The sequence below is a fragment of the Mesorhizobium sp. M0587 genome (genome assembly GCF_040320945.1).
Lineage (GTDB): Bacteria > Pseudomonadota > Alphaproteobacteria > Rhizobiales > Rhizobiaceae > Mesorhizobium.
Map to the genome: position 1 here is coordinate 111,150 of NZ_JAMYQP010000010.1, position 21,104 is coordinate 132,253.

At 64.2% G+C, this 21,104-nt stretch carries 20 protein-coding genes and 1 tRNA gene; 4 read left to right on the forward strand and 17 right to left on the reverse strand.

The features are described 5' to 3' along the window. Nucleotides 1–18: 18 nt before the first annotated feature. Nucleotides 19–1,515: a CoA-acylating methylmalonate-semialdehyde dehydrogenase gene (locus NKI49_RS12255; RefSeq protein ID WP_352600490.1), complete on the reverse strand. Its 1,497-nt coding sequence runs from the start codon at nucleotides 1,513–1,515 to the stop codon at nucleotides 19–21. 353 nt (nucleotides 1,516–1,868) lie between these two features. On the opposite strand from NKI49_RS12255, the gene NKI49_RS12260 reads away from it, so the two are divergent. Further along, nucleotides 1,869–2,750 (forward strand): LysR family transcriptional regulator, encoded by an 882-nt coding sequence (locus NKI49_RS12260; protein ID WP_352600492.1) that lies wholly within the window; start codon nucleotides 1,869–1,871, stop codon nucleotides 2,748–2,750. A 13-nt stretch (nucleotides 2,751–2,763) separates the two neighbouring features. On the opposite strand, the gene NKI49_RS12265 is transcribed toward NKI49_RS12260, so the two are convergent. The 8 genes from NKI49_RS12265 to rsfS all read right to left on the reverse strand — a co-directional run bounded on the left by NKI49_RS12265 (nucleotide 2,764) and on the right by rsfS (nucleotide 11,196). Further along, nucleotides 2,764–4,020: a D-amino acid dehydrogenase gene (locus NKI49_RS12265; protein ID WP_352600522.1), complete on the reverse strand. Its 1,257-nt coding sequence runs from the start codon at nucleotides 4,018–4,020 to the stop codon at nucleotides 2,764–2,766. An 81-nt stretch (nucleotides 4,021–4,101) separates the two neighbouring features. After that, entirely contained in the window at nucleotides 4,102–5,247 is a 1,146-nt protein-coding gene (gene alr / locus NKI49_RS12270) for an alanine racemase (RefSeq protein ID WP_352600494.1), read from the reverse strand. Between the two features lie 71 nt (nucleotides 5,248–5,318). Then, nucleotides 5,319–5,840, reverse strand: a complete 522-nt coding sequence (locus NKI49_RS12275; RefSeq protein ID WP_352600496.1) for an RNA pyrophosphohydrolase — start codon at nucleotides 5,838–5,840, stop codon at nucleotides 5,319–5,321. Between the two features lie 27 nt (nucleotides 5,841–5,867). Next, the gene (locus NKI49_RS12280) at nucleotides 5,868–7,049 is read right to left on the reverse strand and encodes a divergent polysaccharide deacetylase family protein (protein ID WP_352600498.1); all 1,182 of its coding nucleotides are present in this window, start codon (nucleotides 7,047–7,049) and stop codon (nucleotides 5,868–5,870) included. A 270-nt stretch (nucleotides 7,050–7,319) separates the two neighbouring features. Further along, complete coding sequence (locus NKI49_RS12285; protein WP_027027331.1) at nucleotides 7,320–8,651, reverse strand: S41 family peptidase; 1,332 nt, start codon at nucleotides 8,649–8,651, stop codon at nucleotides 7,320–7,322. A gap of 1 nt (nucleotide 8,652) precedes the next feature. Next, complete coding sequence (locus tag NKI49_RS12290; protein WP_352600500.1) at nucleotides 8,653–10,041, reverse strand: murein hydrolase activator EnvC family protein; 1,389 nt, start codon at nucleotides 10,039–10,041, stop codon at nucleotides 8,653–8,655. A gap of 209 nt (nucleotides 10,042–10,250) precedes the next feature. Next, nucleotides 10,251–10,733 carry a 23S rRNA (pseudouridine(1915)-N(3))-methyltransferase RlmH gene (rlmH, locus tag NKI49_RS12295; RefSeq protein WP_352600502.1) on the reverse strand — a complete coding sequence of 161 codons (483 nt, stop codon included), beginning with the start codon at nucleotides 10,731–10,733 and terminating at the stop codon, nucleotides 10,251–10,253. An 85-nt stretch (nucleotides 10,734–10,818) separates the two neighbouring features. Continuing rightward, the gene (rsfS, locus tag NKI49_RS12300) at nucleotides 10,819–11,196 is read right to left on the reverse strand and encodes a ribosome silencing factor (RefSeq protein ID WP_010912111.1); all 378 of its coding nucleotides are present in this window, start codon (nucleotides 11,194–11,196) and stop codon (nucleotides 10,819–10,821) included. A 242-nt stretch (nucleotides 11,197–11,438) separates the two neighbouring features. On the opposite strand from rsfS, the gene NKI49_RS12305 reads away from it, so the two are divergent. Further along, complete coding sequence (locus NKI49_RS12305; RefSeq protein WP_352600504.1) at nucleotides 11,439–12,287, forward strand: mechanosensitive ion channel family protein; 849 nt, start codon at nucleotides 11,439–11,441, stop codon at nucleotides 12,285–12,287. A gap of 108 nt (nucleotides 12,288–12,395) precedes the next feature. Here the strand turns inward: NKI49_RS12305 and NKI49_RS12310 are convergent, their stop codons facing one another. The 4 genes from NKI49_RS12310 to obgE form a co-directional block, all read right to left on the reverse strand. Beyond that, entirely contained in the window at nucleotides 12,396–12,983 is a 588-nt protein-coding gene (locus NKI49_RS12310) for a nicotinate-nucleotide adenylyltransferase (protein WP_352600506.1), read from the reverse strand. 291 nt (nucleotides 12,984–13,274) lie between these two features. Beyond that, complete coding sequence (locus tag NKI49_RS12315) at nucleotides 13,275–14,561, reverse strand: glutamate-5-semialdehyde dehydrogenase (RefSeq protein ID WP_352600508.1); 1,287 nt, start codon at nucleotides 14,559–14,561, stop codon at nucleotides 13,275–13,277. A gap of 3 nt (nucleotides 14,562–14,564) precedes the next feature. Further along, complete coding sequence (gene proB / locus NKI49_RS12320; RefSeq protein ID WP_352605960.1) at nucleotides 14,565–15,794, reverse strand: glutamate 5-kinase; 1,230 nt, start codon at nucleotides 15,792–15,794, stop codon at nucleotides 14,565–14,567. A gap of 3 nt (nucleotides 15,795–15,797) precedes the next feature. Beyond that, nucleotides 15,798–16,829 carry a GTPase ObgE gene (gene obgE, locus NKI49_RS12325; protein WP_027027338.1) on the reverse strand — a complete coding sequence of 344 codons (1,032 nt, stop codon included), beginning with the start codon at nucleotides 16,827–16,829 and terminating at the stop codon, nucleotides 15,798–15,800. A gap of 133 nt (nucleotides 16,830–16,962) precedes the next feature. Between obgE and NKI49_RS12330 the strand changes: the two genes are divergently transcribed. After that, entirely contained in the window at nucleotides 16,963–17,832 is an 870-nt protein-coding gene (locus NKI49_RS12330) for an endonuclease/exonuclease/phosphatase family protein (protein ID WP_352605963.1), read from the forward strand. A 164-nt stretch (nucleotides 17,833–17,996) separates the two neighbouring features. Here the strand turns inward: NKI49_RS12330 and NKI49_RS12335 are convergent, their stop codons facing one another. The 3 genes from NKI49_RS12335 to NKI49_RS12345 all read right to left on the reverse strand — a co-directional run bounded on the left by NKI49_RS12335 (nucleotide 17,997) and on the right by NKI49_RS12345 (nucleotide 19,756). Next, nucleotides 17,997–18,584 carry a GNAT family N-acetyltransferase gene (locus NKI49_RS12335; RefSeq protein ID WP_027027341.1) on the reverse strand — a complete coding sequence of 196 codons (588 nt, stop codon included), beginning with the start codon at nucleotides 18,582–18,584 and terminating at the stop codon, nucleotides 17,997–17,999. A 119-nt stretch (nucleotides 18,585–18,703) separates the two neighbouring features. Further along, nucleotides 18,704–18,973 (reverse strand): 50S ribosomal protein L27, encoded by a 270-nt coding sequence (gene rpmA, locus NKI49_RS12340; protein ID WP_027027342.1) that lies wholly within the window; start codon nucleotides 18,971–18,973, stop codon nucleotides 18,704–18,706. 99 nt (nucleotides 18,974–19,072) lie between these two features. Further along, on the reverse strand, nucleotides 19,073–19,756 hold the full coding sequence (locus NKI49_RS12345; protein ID WP_352605971.1) for a 50S ribosomal protein L21: 684 nt from the start codon (nucleotides 19,754–19,756) through the stop codon (nucleotides 19,073–19,075). A gap of 422 nt (nucleotides 19,757–20,178) precedes the next feature. On the opposite strand from NKI49_RS12345, the gene NKI49_RS12350 reads away from it, so the two are divergent. Continuing rightward, nucleotides 20,179–20,268 (forward strand) — tRNA-Ser (locus tag NKI49_RS12350). A gap of 208 nt (nucleotides 20,269–20,476) precedes the next feature. Here NKI49_RS12350 and NKI49_RS12355 read toward each other — a convergent pair. Continuing rightward, nucleotides 20,477–20,986 carry a DUF2867 domain-containing protein gene (locus tag NKI49_RS12355; protein WP_352605973.1) on the reverse strand — a complete coding sequence of 170 codons (510 nt, stop codon included), beginning with the start codon at nucleotides 20,984–20,986 and terminating at the stop codon, nucleotides 20,477–20,479. Between the last annotated feature and the right edge of the window lie 118 nt (nucleotides 20,987–21,104).

The window sequence follows — 21,104 nt, forward strand, 5'->3', positions numbered from 1 at the left end:
ACGAAGAAAACCGTCTGGTCAGTTCATCGTCGGAATGACGAATTCGGCGCCGTCCTTGATGCCGGATGGCCAGCGCGAGGTCACCGTCTTGGTCTTGGTATAGAAGCGGAATGCATCCGGGCCGTGCTGATTGAGGTCGCCGAAAGACGACGCCTTCCAGCCGCCGAACGTGTAGTAGGCGATCGGCACCGGAATCGGCACGTTGATGCCGACCATGCCGACCTGAACCCGCGAGGCGAAGTCGCGCGCCGCGTCGCCGTCGCGGGTGAAGATGGCAACGCCATTGCCCATCTCGTGATCGTTGGCGAGCTTGATCGCACTCTCGTAAGTCGGTGCGCGCACCACCGAGAGCACCGGCCCAAAGATCTCTTCCTTGTAGATGCGCATGTCCGATGTGACGTTATCGAACAGGCAGCCGCCCATATAATAGCCGTTCTCGTAGCCCTGCATCGTGAAGCCGCGGCCGTCGACGACCAGTTTGGCGCCTTCCTTGACGCCGGTGTCGACATAGCCCTTGACGCGCTCCAGCGCCTGAGCCGTCACCAGCGGGCCGAAATCGGCGGCGGAATCCGTCGACGGGCCGACCTTGAGGCTCTCGACGCGCGGCACCAGCTTTTCCATCAGCCGGTTGGCGGTGTCGTTGCCGACCGGGACGGCCACCGAGATCGCCATACAGCGCTCGCCGGCCGAACCGTAGCCGGCTCCGATCAGCGCGTCGACCGTCTGGTCCATGTCGGCGTCGGGCATGATGATCATGTGGTTCTTGGCGCCGCCGAAGCACTGCACGCGCTTGCCGGCCGCGGTGCCGCGCGAATAGATGTAGTGGGCGATCGGCGTCGAGCCGACAAAGCCGATGGCCTTGATGTCGGGATCGTCGAGGATGGCGTCGACGACTTCCTTGTCGCCGTTGACGACGTTGAGAATGCCGGCCGGCAGGCCAGCTTCGAGAAACAGTTCGGCGATCCGGATCGGCACGCCCGGGTCGCGCTCGGAAGGCTTCAGGATGAAGGCGTTGCCGCAGGCGATTGCCGGCGCGATCTTCCACAGCGGGATCATCGCCGGGAAGTTGAACGGGGTGATACCGGCGACGACGCCAAGCGGCTGGCGCATCGAATAGACGTCGATGCCGGGGCCGGCGCCGTCGGTGAATTCGCCCTTCATCATATGCGGCGCACCGATGCAGACCTCGACGACTTCGAGGCCGCGCTGGATGTCACCCTTGGCGTCGGCAATGGTCTTGCCGTGCTCGCGCGCCAGTATGTCGGCCAGTTCGTCATAGTCGCGGGCGACCAGTTCGAGGAATTTCATCAAAACGCGCACACGGCGCTGCGGGTTGGTGGCGGCCCATTTCGGCTGCGCCGCCTTGGCGTTCTCGACCGCCGCGCGCAGTTCAGCCTGCGAAGCCAGCGCCACCGTGCCGCGCACGGTGCCGTCCATCGGCTGCATGACGTCCTGCTTGCGGCCGCTGATCCCGGCGACACGCTTGCCGCCGATGAAATGACCGTATTCGATCATGATCTCTCTCCCTGTGTTTGTGATGGTCCATTGTCCGCCTTTGGCCGGCGGATGGCAACGCGAGTGAGAACGCAACCGTTGTGCGGAAAATGGATAACGGTTGACGGTGGGGCATCAAATCTCGCAAATGATGGGTGCCGTCGCTGTTGCATGGATTGAAAGATTGAGTTCCTTCGCGCGCCCCTCTGTCCTGCCGGACATCTCCCAGGCCCTCACCCTCCCCCGTGTGGGGAGGGTCGGCGAGCGGTCGGAGCGAAGCGGAGATCGTTCGACCGGGGTGGGGGTCTCGCGCCGGCCTCCCCCCACCCCGCTCCGCTACGCGGATCGACCCTCCCCACAAGGGGGAGGGTAAGATGAACTGGGATGACGTCCGCATCTTCCTGGCCGTTGCGCGCGCCGGCCAGATCCTTGGCGCCGCCAGGCGGCTTGAGCTCAATCATGCCACCGTCTCGCGCCGCATCGCCGCGCTCGAGGATGCACTGCGCACGAAATTGTTTCGACGTCTGACCACCGGCAGCGAACTGACGCCCGCCGGCGAGCGCTTCCTCGACATTGCCGAGCGCATGGAAGGCGACATGATCGCCGCGCGTTCCGCGATCGCGGGCGAAGGCGACGATGTCTCCGGCACGGTGCGTATCGGCGCGCCCGACGGTTTCGGCGTCGCTTTCCTGGCCAAGCGACTTGGCGAACTTACTGCCCAGCACCGCGAACTCACCATCCAGCTGGTGCCGGTGCCGCGTTCCTTTTCGCTATCGCGCCGTGAGGCCGACATCGCCATCACCGTCGAGCGGCCGACCGAAGGTCGGTTGGTGGCGGGAAAACTGGTCGATTACTCGCTCGGCCTGTTTGCCTCGCGCCCCTATGCCGAGGCGCATGGTCTGCCCAGAACCGCCGCCGAGCTTGGCCAGCACACCCTGATCGGTTATGTGCCGGACCTCATCGTCAGCCCTTCGCTCGACTATGCCGCCGAATTCAGCGCGGACTGGCGCACCAGCTTCGCCATCTCCTCGGCACTCGGCCAGGCGGAGGCCGTGCGGTCCGGCGCGGGCATCGGCATCCTGCACACTTTCGTCGCCCGCTCGATGCCGGAACTGGTGTCAGTCGATGTCGTGGCGCCCATCCGCCGCGCCTATTGGCTGGTCTACCACGAATCGGTTCGGCCGCTGCGTCGCGTCCAGGTCGTGGCCAGCTTCATCACCAAGGCGGTGGAACGGGAGCGAAGCCTGTTCGTCTAGGCGTTCTGACCCGCTATCGAAGGTAGCGCTCCTGCGCCAGCGCGCGGGCATCGATGTCCGGCACACGGCTCGAGATGATGTCGGCCAACACCTTGGCCGAACCGCAGGCCATGGTCCAGCCGAGCGTTCCATGGCCGGTATTGAGAAAAAGGTTGGAGACCTCGGTACGCCCGATCAGCGGCGGCCCGTCCGGCGTCATGGGCCGCAGCCCGCACCAGAACGTCGCCTCCCGCATGGCGCCCGCGCCCGGAAAGAGGTCGCCGACCGAATGTTCGAGGGTTCGCCGCCGCGATTCGTGCAGCCTGAGGTCGAAGCCGGAAATCTCGGCGGTGCCGCCGACGCGGATGCGGTCGCCAAGCCGGGTGATCGCCACCTTGTAGGTCTCGTCCATCACCGTCGACACGGGCGCCGCGGCGGCATCCTTGACCGGCACGGTGATCGAATAGCCCTTGACCGGATAGACCGGGATCGGCCGTTTTATCCGGCGCATGAAGCCAGCCGAGTAACTGCCCATCGCCATCACATAGGCATCGGCGGCTATGAAGCCCTTGCTGGTGCTGAGATTGGCGATGCGGTTACGACTGCGCAGGACCCGCCAGATCGTCACGTCGTATTCGAACTTGACGCCGCGCGCCACGCAAAGCTCGGCCAGCCTGTCGGTGAACATCTTGCAGTCGCCGGTCTCGTCATGCGGCAGCCTGAGGCCACCGACAAACTTCTCGCGCACGCCGGCCAGCGCCGGCTCGGCAGCAATGCAGCCATCCTGGTCGAGGATCTCGTACGGCACGCCATACTTCTTCAGCACCTCGACGTCGCCGGCCGTGCCGTCGAGCTGCTTTTGCGTACGGAACAGCTGCAACGTGCCCTGGGTGCGCTCGTCATAGGTAATGCCCGTCGCCTCGCGTAGCGCCTTCAGCGTGTCGCGGCTGTACTCGGCCAGCGGCACCATGCGTGATTTGTTGATCGCGTAGCGCTCGGCCGTGCAATTGCACAGCATCTTGACCAGCCATGTCCACATATGCGGGTCGAAGGCCGGCCGAACCACCAGCGGGCCGTGCTTCATCAGCAGCCATTTGATCGCTTTCAGCGGAATGCCGGGACCGGCCCAGGGCGAGGCATAGCCAGGCGAGATCTCGCCCGCATTGGCGAAACTGGTTTCCAGCGCCGGGCCTTTCTGGCGGTCGATCACCGTCACCTCGTGGCCGGCCTCGGCGAGATAATAGGCCGTCGTCACCCCAATGACGCCACTGCCCAGCACCATGATCTTCATCGCATCACGCTCCACGACGATGCCGCCGATACCGGGCATGCCATCCACTGTCTGCCGGATTTTGTCGCGCCCGCCAAGGGGTTAGCCATTGATGTAGCGCCGGTGAAAGCGCGGGCCGAGGCCGGTCAGGATTTCATAGCCGATAGTACCGGCATGGCCGGCCGCGTCGTCGACGCTTTGCGAGGGGCCCAGCAGTTCGACCAGGTCGCCCTCCGCGAGGCGGCCGGCCGGCAAGGCGGAAATGTCGAGAATGATCGAATCCATCGACACACGGCCCAGGAAAGGCAGCCGCATGCCCTCGAACCATGCAGCCGATGCGGAGCGGCGCGGCCAGCCATCCGCATAGCCGAACGAGATCGTCGCCAGCCTGAGCGGGCCTTCCGCGCGATAGCTATGGCCATAGCCGATGCCGGCGCCTTTTTCGACGCTGCGCATCTGTGCCACCTTGGCCTGCAGCCGCACGACGGGCAGCATCGGATTGGCGTCCCCAGGCGTCGGGTTGATGCCGTAGAGCGCGGCGCCGGGGCGTGCAAGATCGTAGCGATAGGACGGCCCGAGAAAGATGCCGGAGGAATTGGCAAGCGAGGCAGGCGCCTCGGGCAGCATGGCGCGCAGCCGTTCAAACGCCTGTCGCTGCTGTTCATTGGCCGGGTGGCGCGGCTCGTCGGCGCAGGCCAGATGGCTCATCACATATCTGACCTCGATGTCGTCGAAGGCGCTGCTGTCCTTGACCGCCGCTTCGACTTCGGACGGCGACATGCCAAGCCGAGACATGCCGGTATCGCCCTGGATGGCGGCCGGCAGTTTTCGGCCTGCGCGCCGCGCCGCCTCGCGCCAGGCTTTCAGCTGTCCGGTGCTGTTGATGACCGCGCAAAGGCCGGCGGAAACCGCATCTGGCTCGGATCCCGGCGGCAGCCCGTTCAGCACGTAGATGTCAGGTCCGGAGCCGATCGCCTTGCGCAATTCGACGCCTTCCGCAAGCAGCGCGACGAAGAAGATGTCGCAGCATTCCCTGGCCAACGCCGAGGCCACCCGGCTCGCGCCGAGTCCGTAGCCGTCGGCCTTGACGACGCCGGCGCAGCGGGCGCCCGCCAGCCGCGCTTTCAGCCGCCGGTAGTTCTCGCGGATGGCCCCGAGATCGATGGTCAGAATCGCTCCTGCCGCCGCTTCGCTGATCGGCCAACTGGCGGCGGGTTTCGCAACAGTCCGATTGACGGTGTCGTTCATGGCACCCCTCGTCGCGTTCCCTCAATAGGACGGCTCTGCAGGCACGGCAATCTCGACCGCTGCCCGCGCGATTATCGCACCAGATGCCGGAACGCCGCCACCACATCCTCGTAGACATGACGCTTGAACGGAACGATCAGGTCAGGCAGATCCTGCATCGGCCGCCATGACCACTTGTCGAATTCGGCGGTGTGGCCGCCCGGCGGCGGATTGATCTGGATCTCGCTGGCATCGCCATGGAAGCGGAAGGCGAACCATTTCTGCGTCTGGCCGCGATACCGCCCTTTGAAGGCGATGCCGACGAGGTGGTCCGGCAGATCATAGTTGATCCAGTCCGGCGCCTCGGCCAGCAGCGAGACGCTGCGCATGCCGGTTTCCTCATAGAGCTCGCGCTCGGCCGCCTGCAGCGGCTCCTCGCCCTTGTCGATGCCGCCCTGCGGCATTTGCCAGAGCTGTGTCGTGCCGGCGAATTCGCTGTCGGGCTCGGCAATGCGATGCCCGACCCAGACCAGACCCTCGGCGTTGAGGATTAACAGCCCGACACAGGGGCGATAAGGCAGCGTCTCGCGATCGACCTTTTTCGTCTTTTGCATAAGTCGGTTTCTTCCGTCTTTCGAGGGCTAGCCTTTTTGCGGATCGATGGCCACTGCCGAGATCGGCACGATTTCGATGCCGCGCTTCTTGGCCTCGGCAACCCAGAACGCCACGGTGTCGACCGTGAGGTCGAAAGCCGAGCCGATGCCGACCGCGAAACCTTTGGCGCGCGCCGTCGCTTCGAGCCCGTCGAGTTTCTTCAGGATGGCGCCGCGGTCCTGCACCGCATCGATCGCGGTGTCGCCGCCGACGAAGGGCACGCCGTCCTTCAACGCCAGGTCGGGTGCCAGGCTGCGCGCCGATGAGCCGTCATCAATATAAGCGAGGCCCCTTTTGCCAAGCTCGGCCATGAACGGCTCCATCGCCGCCGCGTCGGAGGAGAAACGCGCGCCCATATAGTTCATCACACCGGTATAGTTCGTCGTCCGCGACAGCGCCCAGTGCAGGTTCTTCAGATTCTCGTCCGCGCTCGCCGCCACCGTCAGCGTGTTGCGGCCCGGATTGACGTTGGGATAGTCGAACGGTTCGAGCGGTACCTGCATGACGATTTCATGGCCGCTCTGCCGCCCGGCCTGCATCCAGCGGCCGATGCTGTTGCCTTGCGGCGCGAAGGCCAGCGTCACCTCGGCCGGCAGCTTGGCAATCGCCGCCTGGGTGCCGGTCTGGGACACCGCCAGCCCGCCGATGACGATCGCCACGCGTGCTCCGCGCGCACCCGACCAGGGCCGCGCATAGACGTCGAACGGTCGCCGACCGTCGGCGGACCGCATCGGCAAAGGCCCTGTTTCGCTGGTTTCGATCAGCGCCCTGTCGGGAATGTGCGCGATCTTCAGGTTCTGGCCGATGGTCGACGGATCGCGAATGACGATGGCCGCCTTGGGCGGCCCGTCACCCTCTTCCGTCTGCACATGGATGATCTGCGGCCCGCCTGTCTTGGCCGGCGCCTCCGGCCTTGGCGCGGCGACCGGCGCCAAGGCGCTCGGCACCGCGGCAGGATCGGCCGCAGCCACCACCTTCGGTGTCGAGACGGCAACCTCTTGCGGCTTTCGAAACGGCTTTTCCCTGAATGCGATGGCGCCGGAGACACCAACCAGGGCCAGTACGACGAGGGTTCCAGCGAGCACACCCGCGCTGACCTTGCGGGCGGCGCGCGGCGGCCGGACGGTCAGTCCCAGCGGGCGTTCGATGTCCTTGCCGATATCAGCCAAGCCCAAATCCCCGGTCGCATGGCTTCGAATACGCAAACGTTCGAAACGACATGCGCGAATCCATCAACCCCGGCGCATCGCTGGCGCCATCAACCGAGGCTTCGCCTTGCTTCGAAACAACTTGCCCCGAATCAAACTGCCGGAACCTTTCGGTCCCGGCAGCATCGCATTGCTTCGTTCAGGCGGCCAGACTGTTGTGGCCGCCCTGAGCATCGGGCCCAGAACGAAGCCGATGCAGCGATAGAGCGGCGCGTGCGCCGCTCTATCTTTTTACTGGTTGAGCACGGCCTTTTCCGGATTGGGCGGGAAGGACGGATCGGTCTTCTGGCCGCGCAGCAGTTGCTCGGCATAGATGAGCTGCAGATCGTTCTTCGGATCCGGCGGCACATAGGCTGCCGAGCCGGAACCGGTCGAGCTCTCGTCGGCGCCCTTGATATGGCCCTTGAGATCGGACTCGCCACGTGTCAGGTCCCTGCCCTGCAACTCCGCCGGCAGCGGCTGGTCGACCTTGATGTCGGGCGTGATGCCCTTGCCCTGGATCGACTTGCCGGATGGCGTGTAATAGAGCGCCGTCGTCAGCCTGAGCGCGCCGTTCTCGCCGAGCGGAATGATGGTCTGCACCGAACCCTTGCCGAACGACTGGGTGCCGACCACCGTGACGCGGCGCAGATCCTGCAGCGCGCCGGCGACGATTTCGGAAGCGCTGGCCGAGCCGCCATTGACGAGGACGATCATCGGCTTGCCGCCGATATTGTCGACCTGTTTGGGCTTGGCGTCGAAGCGGGTGACGTCCTTCGGATCGCGGCCGCGCGTCGAGACGATCTCGCCACGCGTCAGGAAGGCGTCGGACACGCTCACCGCCTGGTCGAGCAAGCCGCCCGGATTGAGGCGCAGGTCGAGCACATAGCCCTTGAGCTTGTCGTTCGGCACCTGCTTCTTGATGGTGTCGATCGCGTTCTCGAGATCGTCATAGGTCTTTTCGGTGAAGGAGGTGATCTTCATGTAGCCGATGTCGTTCTCGACCCGGAACTTGACCGCCTTGACCTTGATGATATCGCGCACCACCGTCAGCTCGATCGGCTTGTCGGCGCCTTGGCGCAGGATGGTGAGCTTGATCGGCGTGTTGACCAGGCCGCGCATCTTGTCGACAGCATCGTTGAGGGTCAGGCCGCGAACCTCCTCGCCGTCGATCTTGGCGATATAATCACCGGCCAGCACGCCCGCCTTGGCGGCAGGGGTATCGTCGATCGGCGTGATCACCTTGACCAGGTCGTTCTCCATGGTGACCTCGATGCCGAGGCCGCCGAACTCACCCTTGGTCTGCACGCGCATGTCCTGCGCCTGCTCGGCGTTCATGTAGGAAGAGTGTGGGTCAAGCGAGGTGAGCATGCCGTTGATGGCGTTCTCGACCAGCGACTTGTCGTCGGGCGGCGTGACATATTGTGCCCGTACCCGCTCGAAGATGTCGCCGAAGATCGCCAATTGCTTGTAGGTCTCCGACCCCGCAGCATTCGCTGCCGAGCCGGGCGCACCATAAACCAGGCTCATGGCGGACGCGCCCATCAGCGCACCAGCAAACAGAAGCGACAGTTTCCGCATCATTTCACGTCCTTCCAGAAAAACGGTCCGCCCACCATGGGGCCGGATCGACGGGTTTTCCATCCTTGCGAAACTCGACATAGAGCTCCGGCGTGGCATTTCCATTCTTCGAAACCGAGGTGCTCGCCACCCGGGCCTCTCCCATCGCGCCGACCGGCTCTCCTGCGAGCACTGACTGGCCAGTCGCGACGCTGATTCTGCTCATCCCCGCCAGGACGACATGATAACCGTCGCCGGCATTGAGGATCAAGAGTTGACCGTAGGAGCGAAACGGCCCCGCATAAAGCACATTCCCATCCGCCGGTGCGGTAACGATGGCTCCCGATTGTGTCGCAACCATGTCGCCAAGCATCACTGCGCCGTTACTGTCCTCCGCGCCGAACCGTCGTTTGATCCGGCCGGTGACCGGCAGCGCGATCTGCCCCTGCAGCGCCGAAAAGGGTGCCGCGGCGGTAAGCCGGTTGCCTTCGGGAACCGGCAGGGAAGCCAACGATGCCGTCTGCCCGTCACTCGTCTGCCCGTCATTCGTCTGCTCGTCATTCGTCTGCTCGTCATTCGTCTGCTCGTCATTCGTCTGGCCGGCATTAGCGGTCTTGGCCGCATCCGCGGCCTTGCGGTTCTGGGCTGCCTGCGCTTCGAGCGAGGCGATCAGTTCCTTCAGGCTGCTGGCCTTGGCGGCCAGCGCCTGCGAACGCTGCTGTTCGGCCGTCAGTTGCGCCTGCGTGTCGGCTTCGAGCTTCTGCTTGGCTTCGAGCAGCATGCCGAGACGTTTCTTTTCCGCCGTCTGCTCGCCGACCGCTGCCGTCAATCGCTCCCGCTCGGCCTCGATCGAGGCCGTCACCCGCGACTGTTCCTTGAGATCCGCCAGCAGGGCGTCGGTCTGCTGGCGCAGTTCCGGCACCACGGCGCCGAGCAGGATGGCGCCGCGCACCGACGACAGCGCGTCCTCCGGCTTGACCAGGATGGCCGGCGGCGGGTTGAGACCCATGCGCTGCAAGGCGCCCAGCACTTCGGCAAGCACATCGCGCCGCGCCATGAGCGAAGCCCGGATCTTCTTTTCCTGGCCCTTCAGTCCTTCCAGCTTGGCGCCGATATCTTCGATATCCTGTCCAAGCTTCTGCTCGGTCATCGCCGACTGGATCAACGCTGCGGTAATCGAGGCGTGGTCCTTCTTGACCGCGGCAATGTCGGCGGCAAGCTTGGCGAGCCGTTCCGACGACAGCGTTATCTCCTTGGAAACCTGTTCGTATTCTGCGCGGCTCTGGTCCGGATCGGGGGCCATGTCGAGCGTGTTTTCGGCCCAAGTGACATGCAGCGACAGAAGCACCGCCGCTGCTACGATGCCGCAGCGCGCGCGCCAGGAACTCGTCGTCCATTTCCAGCCTTCAGACATTCGCGGTCGACTCTATCTGCGGCTTCGTTAACGAACCATCAACCATGTTTGAAAGGCCCGCTCCCGAATGCATGTCGCCCAAAAATCGTCCCGAATGCGGGAGGACGGCAGGCGTAAAAACCAAGGATGCACTCTTGCACGGCATTGGGGCGGAAATCCGGGTGGTGAACGTCGATTCGTGGGTCTTGGTCGGAAATTCCGCGCCAGGCTCACGAGCGATGATAGGGGTGTCCCGCCAGAATAGTGGCCACTCGATAAAGCTGCTCCCCCAGCATCACGCGCACCAGCTGGTGCGGCCAGGTCAACGCGCCGAACGACAGCACCAGATCGGCCTGGTCCCGCAGTGATTGATCGTGACCGTCGGCGCCGCCGATGGCGATGACCAGCGCCTTGCGGCCGCCGTCGCGTAGCTGCCCGATGCGCGCCGCGAACTCTTCGGAGGAGAAGCTTTTGCCGCGTTCGTCGAGGAGGACCAGCGCCGTGCCCGGCTGCAACTGTGCCAGCAGCCTCGAGCCTTCGTCACGCTGGCGCTCGCCGGCGCCCTGCGCGCGGCCTTCGGCGATCTCGGTGATGCCGGCGAATTCAAGCCCCACCGCCGGCCCACTCTTGGAGAAACGCTCGAAATAGCGGTCGGCTATTTCTCTCTCGGGGCCGGCTTTCATTCGGCCCACGGCATGAACTGATATCTTCATCCTCGCCCCTATAAGCCGCTAATGCATGTCACCCAAAAGTGGGAACCGGTATTGGGGCAATGACATGCATCAAAACAAAGGCGGCTTAGTGGAGGGTCTCTTCCTCGAGATCCGGCGCCTGCCACATCTTTTCGAGATTGTAAAATTCGCGGACTTCGGGGCGGAAGACATGGACGATGATGTCGCCTGAATCGATCAGGACCCAGTCGGCGCCGGACAGCCCCTCGACGCGCGCCGTGCCGAGACCGGCATCCTTGAGCGCCTTGAGGAGATGGTCGGCAACAGCCGAGACATGACGGTGCGATCGGCCCGATGCGACGACCATATAGTCGCCGAGGCTCGATTTCCCCTGAATGTCGATTGAGACGATGTTTTCGGCCTTGGAGTCTTCCAGACTGGCAAGGACTGTGTTGATGGCGCGGGACACGGCGTCGTTTACGCTGATCCCGGCCGGCGAAGGCACGATGTCGGCCTTCTTCCGCAGTGCTGTTCTCAGTGTATTTCCTTTCGCAGCAAGAACAACCAAATCACCCCTAAAGCAGGTGACACCGCTTAGATAGGCAGAGTTCCGTTGCAGTTTCAAGACGGAGCCCCGCTTCTAAGCGAACTCATTTGATGGCTGGCTTGTTCCGCGCGGCATGCAAAAGATCGGAACCCAGGCGTTCCGCAGGGGTTATCGGCTGATTGATCAACCGGAATCCCATCATGCCGATCGATCCGCAAAACGCCCTGCTGACCGTTCAGGCTGGGCTCTCGCAGCTCAGTGCGCTGATCGTCTCCTATTCCTTTTCGGCCATCGGCGCCGTCATCCTTCTGGTTGTCGGCTACGTCGTCGCCGGCCTTAGCGAGCGTTCGGTCTATGCCGGCCTCGGCCACATTCACGGCTTCGACGAGACGCTGCGGCATTTCTTCTCTCAGCTCATCCGCTATGTCATCCTGATCCTCGTCGTCATCATGGTACTCGGCCAGTTCGGCGTGCAGACAGCCTCGATCATCGCCGCCATCGGCGCCGCCGGCCTGGCCATCGGCCTTGCGCTGCAAGGCACGCTGCAGAACATTGCCGCCGGCATCATGCTTCTGGCGCTGCGGCCGTTCCGCATCGGCGAATCCGTCGAAGTCGGCTCCATTGCCGGCTCGGTCGAGGAAATCGGTCTCTTCGCGACCAAGCTCCGAACCGCCGAAGGCGTCTACATCCTGGCGCCCAATTCGACGCTGTGGAACCAGCCGGTGCGCAATTTTTCGCGCAACGGCGTGCGGCGCGGCGACATCACGCTCAGCATCGGCTCGTGGAACGACATCGACCGCGCCCAGAAGACGCTGCTTGCCATCGCCACTGCCGAGCGTCGCGTCAAGCGCGAGCCGGCGCCGACCGCCTTCGTCGCGGCGTTGGGCGATAGCACCGTCTCCATCACCTTGCGTTACTGGACGTCGGCCGCGGATTTCTTCGCCACCCAGGCCGATCTCACCAAGCGCGCCAAGCAGGAATTCGATCGCGAACGCATATCGATCCCGCTGCCGCCACCGCAAACCCCGGCGCCGGAAGCCCGCCGGTAATGGTCAATCGCTCCAGTGCCGTTGCCGTGGCTCGATTCCGTTTCGGTCTGGTTGTTCACGAGAGTGGCCGTGTCTGCGCAGGATTGCCCACCCGAATCAGCGCGTCGATCAGCCCTTCCCCTGATTGCGGATGGCAGTCGACGACAGCGACGAGCGCGGGCCATGGATGAAGGTCCAGGCCGGCGCCTTCATGCGGGCGAGCCTCGGCGCATCGCCTTCGTCGACGCGGGCATAGTCGAAAGTCTTGGCAACGACCGACGACAGGAACGACAGCGTCGCGCCCGGGCGGTCGATGACCGCGATCGGAAACGTCATGACGATCTCGCGCCAGCGCTGCCAGCGATGGAAATCGCGCAGGCTGTCGGCGCCCATGATCCAGACGAAGCCGACACCGGGATTGCGTGCCTTGACCAGCGCCAGCGCGTCGGCGGTGTAGCGCACATGATGCGTCGCCTCGAAGGCGGTGACCTTGATTTTCGGGTTCTTGGCGATCTGCTCCGACAGTTGCAGCCGCTCGCTGAGCGGCGCCAGCTCGCGCGTGTTCTTCAGCGGATTGCCCGGGGTGACCATCCACCACAACTGGTCTAGCGCCAGGCGTCGCAGTGCAATCTCGGCGACCAGCGCGTGGCCGGCATGCGGCGGGTTGAACGAACCGCCGAACAGGCCGACCGCAAGGCCTTTTTCAGCATGCGGCATTTTGAGGTATGCGGAGGGGACGAGGGGCTGGGACGACGACAGCATGGTGCTAGGCGCCCCCCTCTGTCCTGTCGGACATCTCCCCCTCAAGGGGGGAGATTAGCAGCTTCGGAGAAAGCGTCCATCTGGCGACCTCGGCGATAGGCGAAAGGCGCCGCGTCAGCCAATCTCCCCCCTTGCGGGGGGGATGTCCGGTCCACCCTCCGCAGCAGCTGCGCTGCAGCTGCGGAGGACGGGCAGGACAGAGGGGGGTGGCTGGGCGCAAGCTTCAAGCCCTTAGGACAAAAAGCGTCAAGGCCTCACCTGTCCCGACCCGCGTACGCGGTATTTGAAGGAGGTCAGCTGCTCGACGCCGACCGGGCCGCGCGCGTGCATCTTGCCGGTGGCGATGCCGATCTCGGCGCCCATGCCGAATTCGCCGCCATCGGCGAACTGTGTCGAGGCGTTGTGCAGCAGGATCGCCGAATCGATCTCGTTGAAGAACCGTTCGACGGCCTTCGGATCCTCGGCGACGATCCCCTCGGTGTGATGCGAGGAGAAGGTTTCGATATGCTCGATCGCACCACTGACACCGTCGACCAGCTTCACCGCGATTATGGCGTCGAGATATTCGGTCACCCAGTCGGCGTCTGTTGCCGGCTTGGCGTCGAAAAACAGCTTCAGCACTTCGGCGTCGGCATGGATCTCGCAGCCTGCGGCACGCAAAGCGTCGAGGATAGGCACCAGATGGGTGGACGCCACGGCACGATCGACCAGCAGCGTCTCGGCGGCGCCGCAGACGCCGGTACGCCGCATCTTGGCGTTGACGGCGATCCTTATCGCCATGTCGAGCTGGGCGGAACGGTCGATGTAGAGGTGGCAGATGCCTTCGAGATGGGCGAAGACCGGCACGCGCGCTTCGCTCTGCACCCGTCCGACAAGGCTTTTGCCGCCGCGCGGGATGATGACGTCGAGTGTGCCGTCGAGCCCCTTGAGCATCTCGCCGACAGCGGCGCGGTCGGCGGTCGGCACCAGTTGGATGGCGTCTTCCAGCAGGCCGGCGGCCTTCAGGCCCTCGACCAGGCAGGCATGGATGGCGGCCGACGAATTGAGCGAATCCGAGCCGCCGCGCAGGATCACCGGATTGCCCGCCTTGAGGCAGAGCGCGCCGGCGTCGGCCGTCACGTTCGGCCGGCTTTCGTAGATGACGCCGACGACGCCGAGCGGCGTGCGCACGCGCTCGATATGCAGGCCGTTCGGCCGCTCCCATGCGGCGATGACGTCGCCGACGGGATCGCTGAGCCCGGCGATTTCCCGGATGCCGTCGGCCATGGCGCGGATGCGCGCCGGCGTCAGCTTCAGCCGGTCCATGGAAGAGGCCGAGAGGCCCGATTCCTGGCCGTTCGACATGTCGATGGCGTTGGCGTCGAGTATCTCCTGCTGGCGGCGCATGATGGCATCTGCCATGGCGGCCAGGGCGCTGTTCTTGGACGTGGTCGTGGCGATCGCCAGCGGCCGGGCGGCGGCACGGGCGCGGCGGCCGATGCCGGCCATCAGCGCCACAGTGTCATCCCGGGATTTTTCATGCAGCTTCAGCATGGCTCATCCTCCGCCGGTTACGTGGTCGACAGCCGGCATCTGGTCACCGGCCTCTACCTGGTCGCTGCCCCGTACTTGGTCATTGGCCCGCACTTGGTCATTGGCCCGCACTTGGTCGCTGGTATGACTCACCACAAGGTCGTCACGATGGATCATCGCCGAACGCGCCTCGTAGCCGAGCACGGTTTCGATCTCGGCCGTTTTCAGGCCAGCGATCCTTACGGCATCGGCGGCATCATAAGCAACCAGTCCGCGCGCGATCTCGCGGCCCTCGGGCGACAGGATCGCCACCGTGTCGCCGCGCGAGAAATTGCCGCTGACCAGCTTGACGCCGGCCGGCAGCAGCGACTTGCCCGACAGCAGCGCGCCGATGGCGCCTGCATCGACCGTCAGCCGGCCGGCCGGTTCGAGCTGGCCGGCGATCCAGGTCTTGTAGCCCTTGACCGGATTGGCGCTCGGCCGGAAGAAGGTGGCACGCTCGCCGCGTTCGATCGCCATCAGCGGCGACAGCCGCGTACCGGACGTGATGATCATCGCCGTGCCGGCGGCGGTGGCGATCTTGCCGGCATCGAGCTTCGTCCGCATGCCGCCGCGCGACAATTCGGAAGCCGCCGCCCCCGCCATCGCCTCGATATCCGGAGTGATACGATCGACCACCGGAATGAACTCTGCCTGGGGATCCCGCGCCGGCGGCGCGGTATAGAGCCCATCGATGTCGGACAGCAGCACCAGCAGGTCGGCGCCCATCATCGTCGCCACGCGCGCGGCCAGCCGGTCATTGTCGCCATAGCGGATTTCGGACGTGGCCACCGTGTCGTTCTCGTTGATGACCGGCACCGCCTTCATCTTCAAGAGCGTCGAGATCGTCGCCCGTGCATTGAGATAGCGGCGGCGCTCTTCGGTGTCGCCGAGCGTCAGCAGAATCTGGCCCGATTTCAGGCTTCCCCTGCCGAGCGCATCCGACCAGGCGCCGGCAAGCGCGATCTGGCCAACGGCGGCCGCCGCCTGGCTTTCCTCGAGCTTCAAGGCGCGTTTGCCGAGGCTCAAAATCGTGCGGCCAAGCGCAATGGCGCCAGACGAGACGACGAGGATTTCGGCACCGCCATTGGCAAGCACGGCAATGTCGTCCGCGAGCGAGGCCAACCAGTCGCGCTTCAAGCCGGTCGCACGGTCGACAAGCAGTGCCGAGCCGATCTTGACGGTGATGCGCCGGTAATTCTTCAGCGACTGCATGGCCTATTTTTCCCAGCGCGTCTCGACCGGGGCGGCGATCTGCGCGCGGGCCTCGGCGATTACCGCCATCAAGGCCCGCAGCACCGCCTCTACACCTTCGCCGGTGACCGCCGACAACAGCAGCGGGGCGCGGCCGGCGGCGCGCTTCAGCGAGGCCACCTTCTTCTTGCGCTCTTCGGCGTCGAGCGTATCGATCTGGCTGAGCGCCAGGATCTCGGCCTTGTCGGTCAGGCCGTGGCCATAGGCCTCGAGCTCGCCGCGCACGGTCTTGTAGGCCTTCCCGGGGTTTTCCTCTTGCGCCGAAACCAGGTGCAGCAGCACGCGCGTGCGCTCGACATGGCCGAGGAAGCGGTCGCCGATGCCGACGCCCTCATGCGCGCCTTCGATCAGGCCCGGAATATCGGCGATGACGAATTCGCGCGCATCGATGCGCGCGACGCCAAGACCTGGATGCAGCGTCGTGAACGGATAGTCGGCGATCTTCGGCTTGGCCGCGGTGACCGCGGCAAGGAATGTCGATTTGCCGGCGTTGGGCAGCCCGACCAGCCCGGCATCGGCGATCAGCTTCAGCCGCAGCCAGATGTTGAGCTCCTCGCCCGGCAGGCCGGGATTGGCGCGGCGGGGCGCCTGGTTGGTCGAAGTCTTGAAGTGCTGGTTGCCGAAGCCGCCATTGCCGCCCTTGGCGAGCAGAAACCGCTGGCCGACCACGGTCAGGTCGCAGATCAGCGTCTCGTTGTCCTCTTCGAAAACCTGGGTCCCGGCCGGCACCTTCAGCGTCACGTCGGCGCCCTTGGCGCCGGTCATGTTGCGGCCCATGCCATGGACCCCGGTCTTGGCCTTGAAATGCTGCTGGTAGCGATAGTCGATCAGCGTGTTCAGCCCGTCGACCGCTTCCAGCCAGACATCGCCGCCGCGGCCGCCATCGCCGCCGTCCGGTCCGCCGAATTCGATGAACTTCTCGCGCCGGAACGACACGGAACCTGCGCCCCCGTCACCGGAGCGGACATAAACCTTGGCTTGATCGAGAAATTTCATCGGACTGGCGGTTTCTTTATTGGTTTTGCGGGATTGCTCTTAACCCTTGGCCTTGCTCTAAACCAAGGCGCGGCCAAGGGCGAGGCCCGTTTTGTGACAACGGCCGCGCGGGATTGGCCGGAGAGATGTCGGCATGCAGCTTGTAACTTACAATATCCAGTACGGCGTCGGTCTCGATGGACAGTACGATGTCGGCCGCATCGCCGATGCCGTGCGCGGCGCCGATGTGATCGCGCTGCAAGAGGTCACCCGCAACAATCCGAGGAACGGCGGGCGCGACATGGTCGCCGAGATCGGCGAGGCGCTGCCCGACTATTTCGCCGTCTATGGCAGCAATTTCGAGGCCAATATCGGCTCGCGCGTCGAGAATGGCCGCGCCATGACCACGACCTTCCAGCTCGGCAACATGGTGCTGTCGAAGACGCCCATTCATCTATCGCGCAACCTGCTTTTGCCGCGCAGCCGCAGCTTCGAAATGATGAACTTCCAGCGCGGCGCGCTGGAAGCGCTGATCGAGACGCCGCTTGGTTTCATTCGTTTCTATTCCATCCATCTCGATCACCGCAGCCCGGTCGAACGCGCCAGCCAGATCCAGTTTCTGCGCCGGCGCCTGTTGAACTATGCGCTCGAAGGCGGCGCATTGTCCGGTGTCGCCGAGATCGGACTGCCGGAACTGCCGCACCCGGAAGCCTTTGTCGCCATGGGTGATTTCAACATGCTGGCCGGCTCGCCCGAATATGTCGAACTCGCCGGCCGGCCGGACCACGAATTCGGCATGCCGCTGACCGCCGATTTCGCAGTCGACGCCGCCGTCCGCCTCGATATCACCGGCGACGATCTCGTCAGCTGGGTAGACCCCAGACAACCCGCCGACGCCAGCCGCCACAAGCGCATCGACTACATCTTCACCAGCGCCTCGCTTGCCCGGTCGCTGAAGCGCCTGTGGGTCGACCGGCAAGCGGCCGGCTCAGACCATCTCCCCGTATGGGTCGAACTGGGCTGATGGTTCTTCATCCGGCTGCGTTTTCGCGTTCGACGATCGCCATCATGATCGTATCGCGGTATTCCCCGTCGAAAGCTTTCAACGTCCTCGGGCGTTATCGGCGCGATCGCGACCGTTTCAATATCGCTGCTGTCATCGACCATTGGCTCGACCAGCGTCGTCCATCAAAAATGCACCCAGTTCCGCAGGCTGGTCCAGGTCTTCCTGTCGAGCCGGTAGCGCTCGACCGGCACCTGGCCGGCGACGATGGAGTTCAGCATGCCCTGGCCTGCGTACTGGAAGCCGCATTTGTGGATGACCCGGCGCGAGGCCGGATTGATCACCCGCGTCGAGGCGTGCAGCACCTGGATCGATGTCCTCTGGAAGGCGAGGTCGACCAATGCGTGGGCGGCTTCCGTCGCGTAGCCCCGCTTCCAGTAAGGCTCGCCGATCCAGTAGCCGAGTTCCAGCCCGCGGTCGGTGGTGTTGAGCCCGGCGCAGCCGACGAAGGTGTCGGTGCCGGCTAGCGTCAAGGCATAGGCGATGCCGGCACGACGCGACTTGGTCATGGCGAGGAATGCCCGTGCCTCGGCCTCGCCATAGGGGTGCGGCATGCGCGCCAGCATTTCGGCGACATGGCGATTGTCGGCCAGCTCGACCAGCTGTGCGATGTCGCTTTCGCAGGGCGCCCGCATCACCAGCCGTTCGGTGACCAGCACCGGGCAGTCTATCGCGTAACTTTCGTCGTCGCTGTCTTCCGCTTCGGCAACCATTTGCAGTCCTCCAGGCACAAGAAAAAGGGGAGATGGAAACCCATCTCCCCTGATCCTTTTCCTGGCATTGCCAGACACCGGTTCCCGAGATGGGCGCCGGTGTTTTAGTGCGGAACCGGCTACTCCGCGGCTTTGGTAATCGGGTTGACCGATACGAAGGTTCGGCCGTTGGCTTTTTTGTTGAACGTCACGGCGCCGGCTTCGAGCGCAAAAAGCGTATGGTCCGTGCCCATGCCGACATTGACGCCGGGATGCCAGGTGGTGCCGCGTTGACGAATGATGATGTTGCCCGGGATGACGGCTTCGCCGCCGAACTTCTTCACGCCCAGACGCTTGGAATGCGAGTCGCGACCGTTGCGCGACGAGCCGCCAGCTTTCTTGTGTGCCATCTAACTAACTCCGATGCGCCCAAGGGCGCTTGAATGGTCTTATGAACGCGTTCGCGTTCCGTTTCAAGTCCGATCCGGCGACGTTTTGCGCCGGTCGTCTTACTTCTTCGCCAGTTCCTTGGCCTGCTCGCGCCAGTCCTTGATCTGGTCGGCGCTGAACGGCATGTGCTCGTCGATCTTGGCGACATCCTTCTCGGTCAGCTTGGCGAGCTGCGCGAAGGTGATGATGCCCTGTTCGTTGAGATCCTTGGCTGCGACCGGGCCGATGCCCTTGATCACGGTCAGGTCGTCCGGCTCGCCCTTCGGCGCCTTGAACAGCGGCGCTGCAGCGGTCTCGGCTGCGTTTGTCTCGGCTGCCTTGGCCTTGGGCTCCTTCTTCGGCGCGGCTTCCGCCTTCGCTTCAGTCGCGGCCTCTGCCTTGGCTTCCTTCTTCGGCGCCTTGACCGCTGCCGTCTTCGTCGGCTTGGCGCCACCCAGCAGGATCTCGGAGATCCGCACGGTGGTCAAAAGCTGGCGATGGCCGATCTTGCGGCGCGAATTCTGGCGGCGGCGCTTCTTGAAAGCGATGACCGTGCGGTTCTTGCCCTGCTCGACGACTTCGGCGGTGACCAACGCACCATCGACGAACGGCGCGCCGAACGTGACATTCTCGCCCTCGCCATGCGCGAGCACGTGGCCGATTTCGACGATATCGCCGACATTGGCTTCGACTTTTTCGATCTTCAGGAGATCGTTGGCGGCGACGCGATACTGCTTGCCGCCCGTTTTGATGACTGCGAACATTTTTTGCCTTTCGCTGTTCGGTCGGCCTCGATGAACCGCCTCTGGCGGTTCGGCCGTCTTTTTGTCAGTCTGCGGGTTCAAAAAACAAGCGGCGCGGAAGAACCCTCCACGCCGATTGCGCGCTGTCCCTAACCGAAGGTTGGGTGCGAGTCAAGGCAGCGCCGACAGGCAGCGCCGTTGTCGGGAGTTGCCGAGACCGTTATCGGCGGACAAGCACCCGCCGTGTCAACGCGATCGAACGCGTGCCCCCGTCTGGAGGCAAGGATGCGTGCATGGCCCGCAACGCCCGCGCCTCGCCGCACCGGAGCCACTATGAATCCGCCGCTTGTCCGGCAAGCCAAATAACTCGCGGATTGGCCTTGTAACCTGCCCGTTCAGCCGTTATCTAGTGCGCCGCGCCGGCAACGGCCGACCATGACCGCGGAGAGGTGGCAGAGTGGTCGAATGCACCGCACTCGAAATGCGGCATGGGTGCAAGCCCATCGGGGGTTCGAATCCCTCCCTCTCCGCCATCCTGCTTCGCCCTTCGAGCTTCGCAGGATTAGCGCAGCCGTGCCCGAAACAGGATGCCCTCCGAAGCTTCAGCGTAAGTGAGGTGCGGCTGACCCAAAGCCAGCGTACCCTTGTGTAAATGCTTGGGCTGGAAGGTACGCGCGCCTCTTGTGGCGCAACACGCGACCCAGCACGTACCGAATTTGGTCCAGCCGGCGGCGCGCGACCTCACAGCTCAGGTGGCCAGCCCGATCGTTCGGCTCGACGCAACGACGACTTTACGATCAGCCGATGGAATGGCGCAATTCCGGCGATATAGGCCCGCCCTCCCAAATGATTGAAGGTCACGACCGTTGTGGCGACAAGTCGGCGGCACAAAGCGGACTCTTCAACCAAAACGGACAAACGGAAGTCGAGATGGCGATCGTCCTCGCCAAGAATAATCTCATGACGACGCCGATCGTAGACCCGAAAGAAATCGATCCTGTCTTTCGCAACGTCATCGCGCAACTCAGACGATGTCTTAAGACCAAACCCCGCAACCAAGGTGTCCCTTAGAGCTATTAGCCAGCCAACCCACCGCGCCTGACCCTTAAGGATATGGGCGGCGAGGCGCTCGGCGTCGCCCGTAGCATTGCTCGGCAGATCGATCGCGAATGCGTCAGCGAAGCCCGCGTTGGCGTAGAGCGGCTTAAGCACCGAACGTTGCGGCAAATCGACTCGAGCAACGCGCGCCATAAATGTTTCGCCCGGACTGAATGGAAGCGAAGAGGTGGGTGCATTCCGATAGCACGAACGGGGCTCCCCATCAAACATAGCAAGGAACTTCTGCTGTTGGCCTTTCTGCGACCTCGGG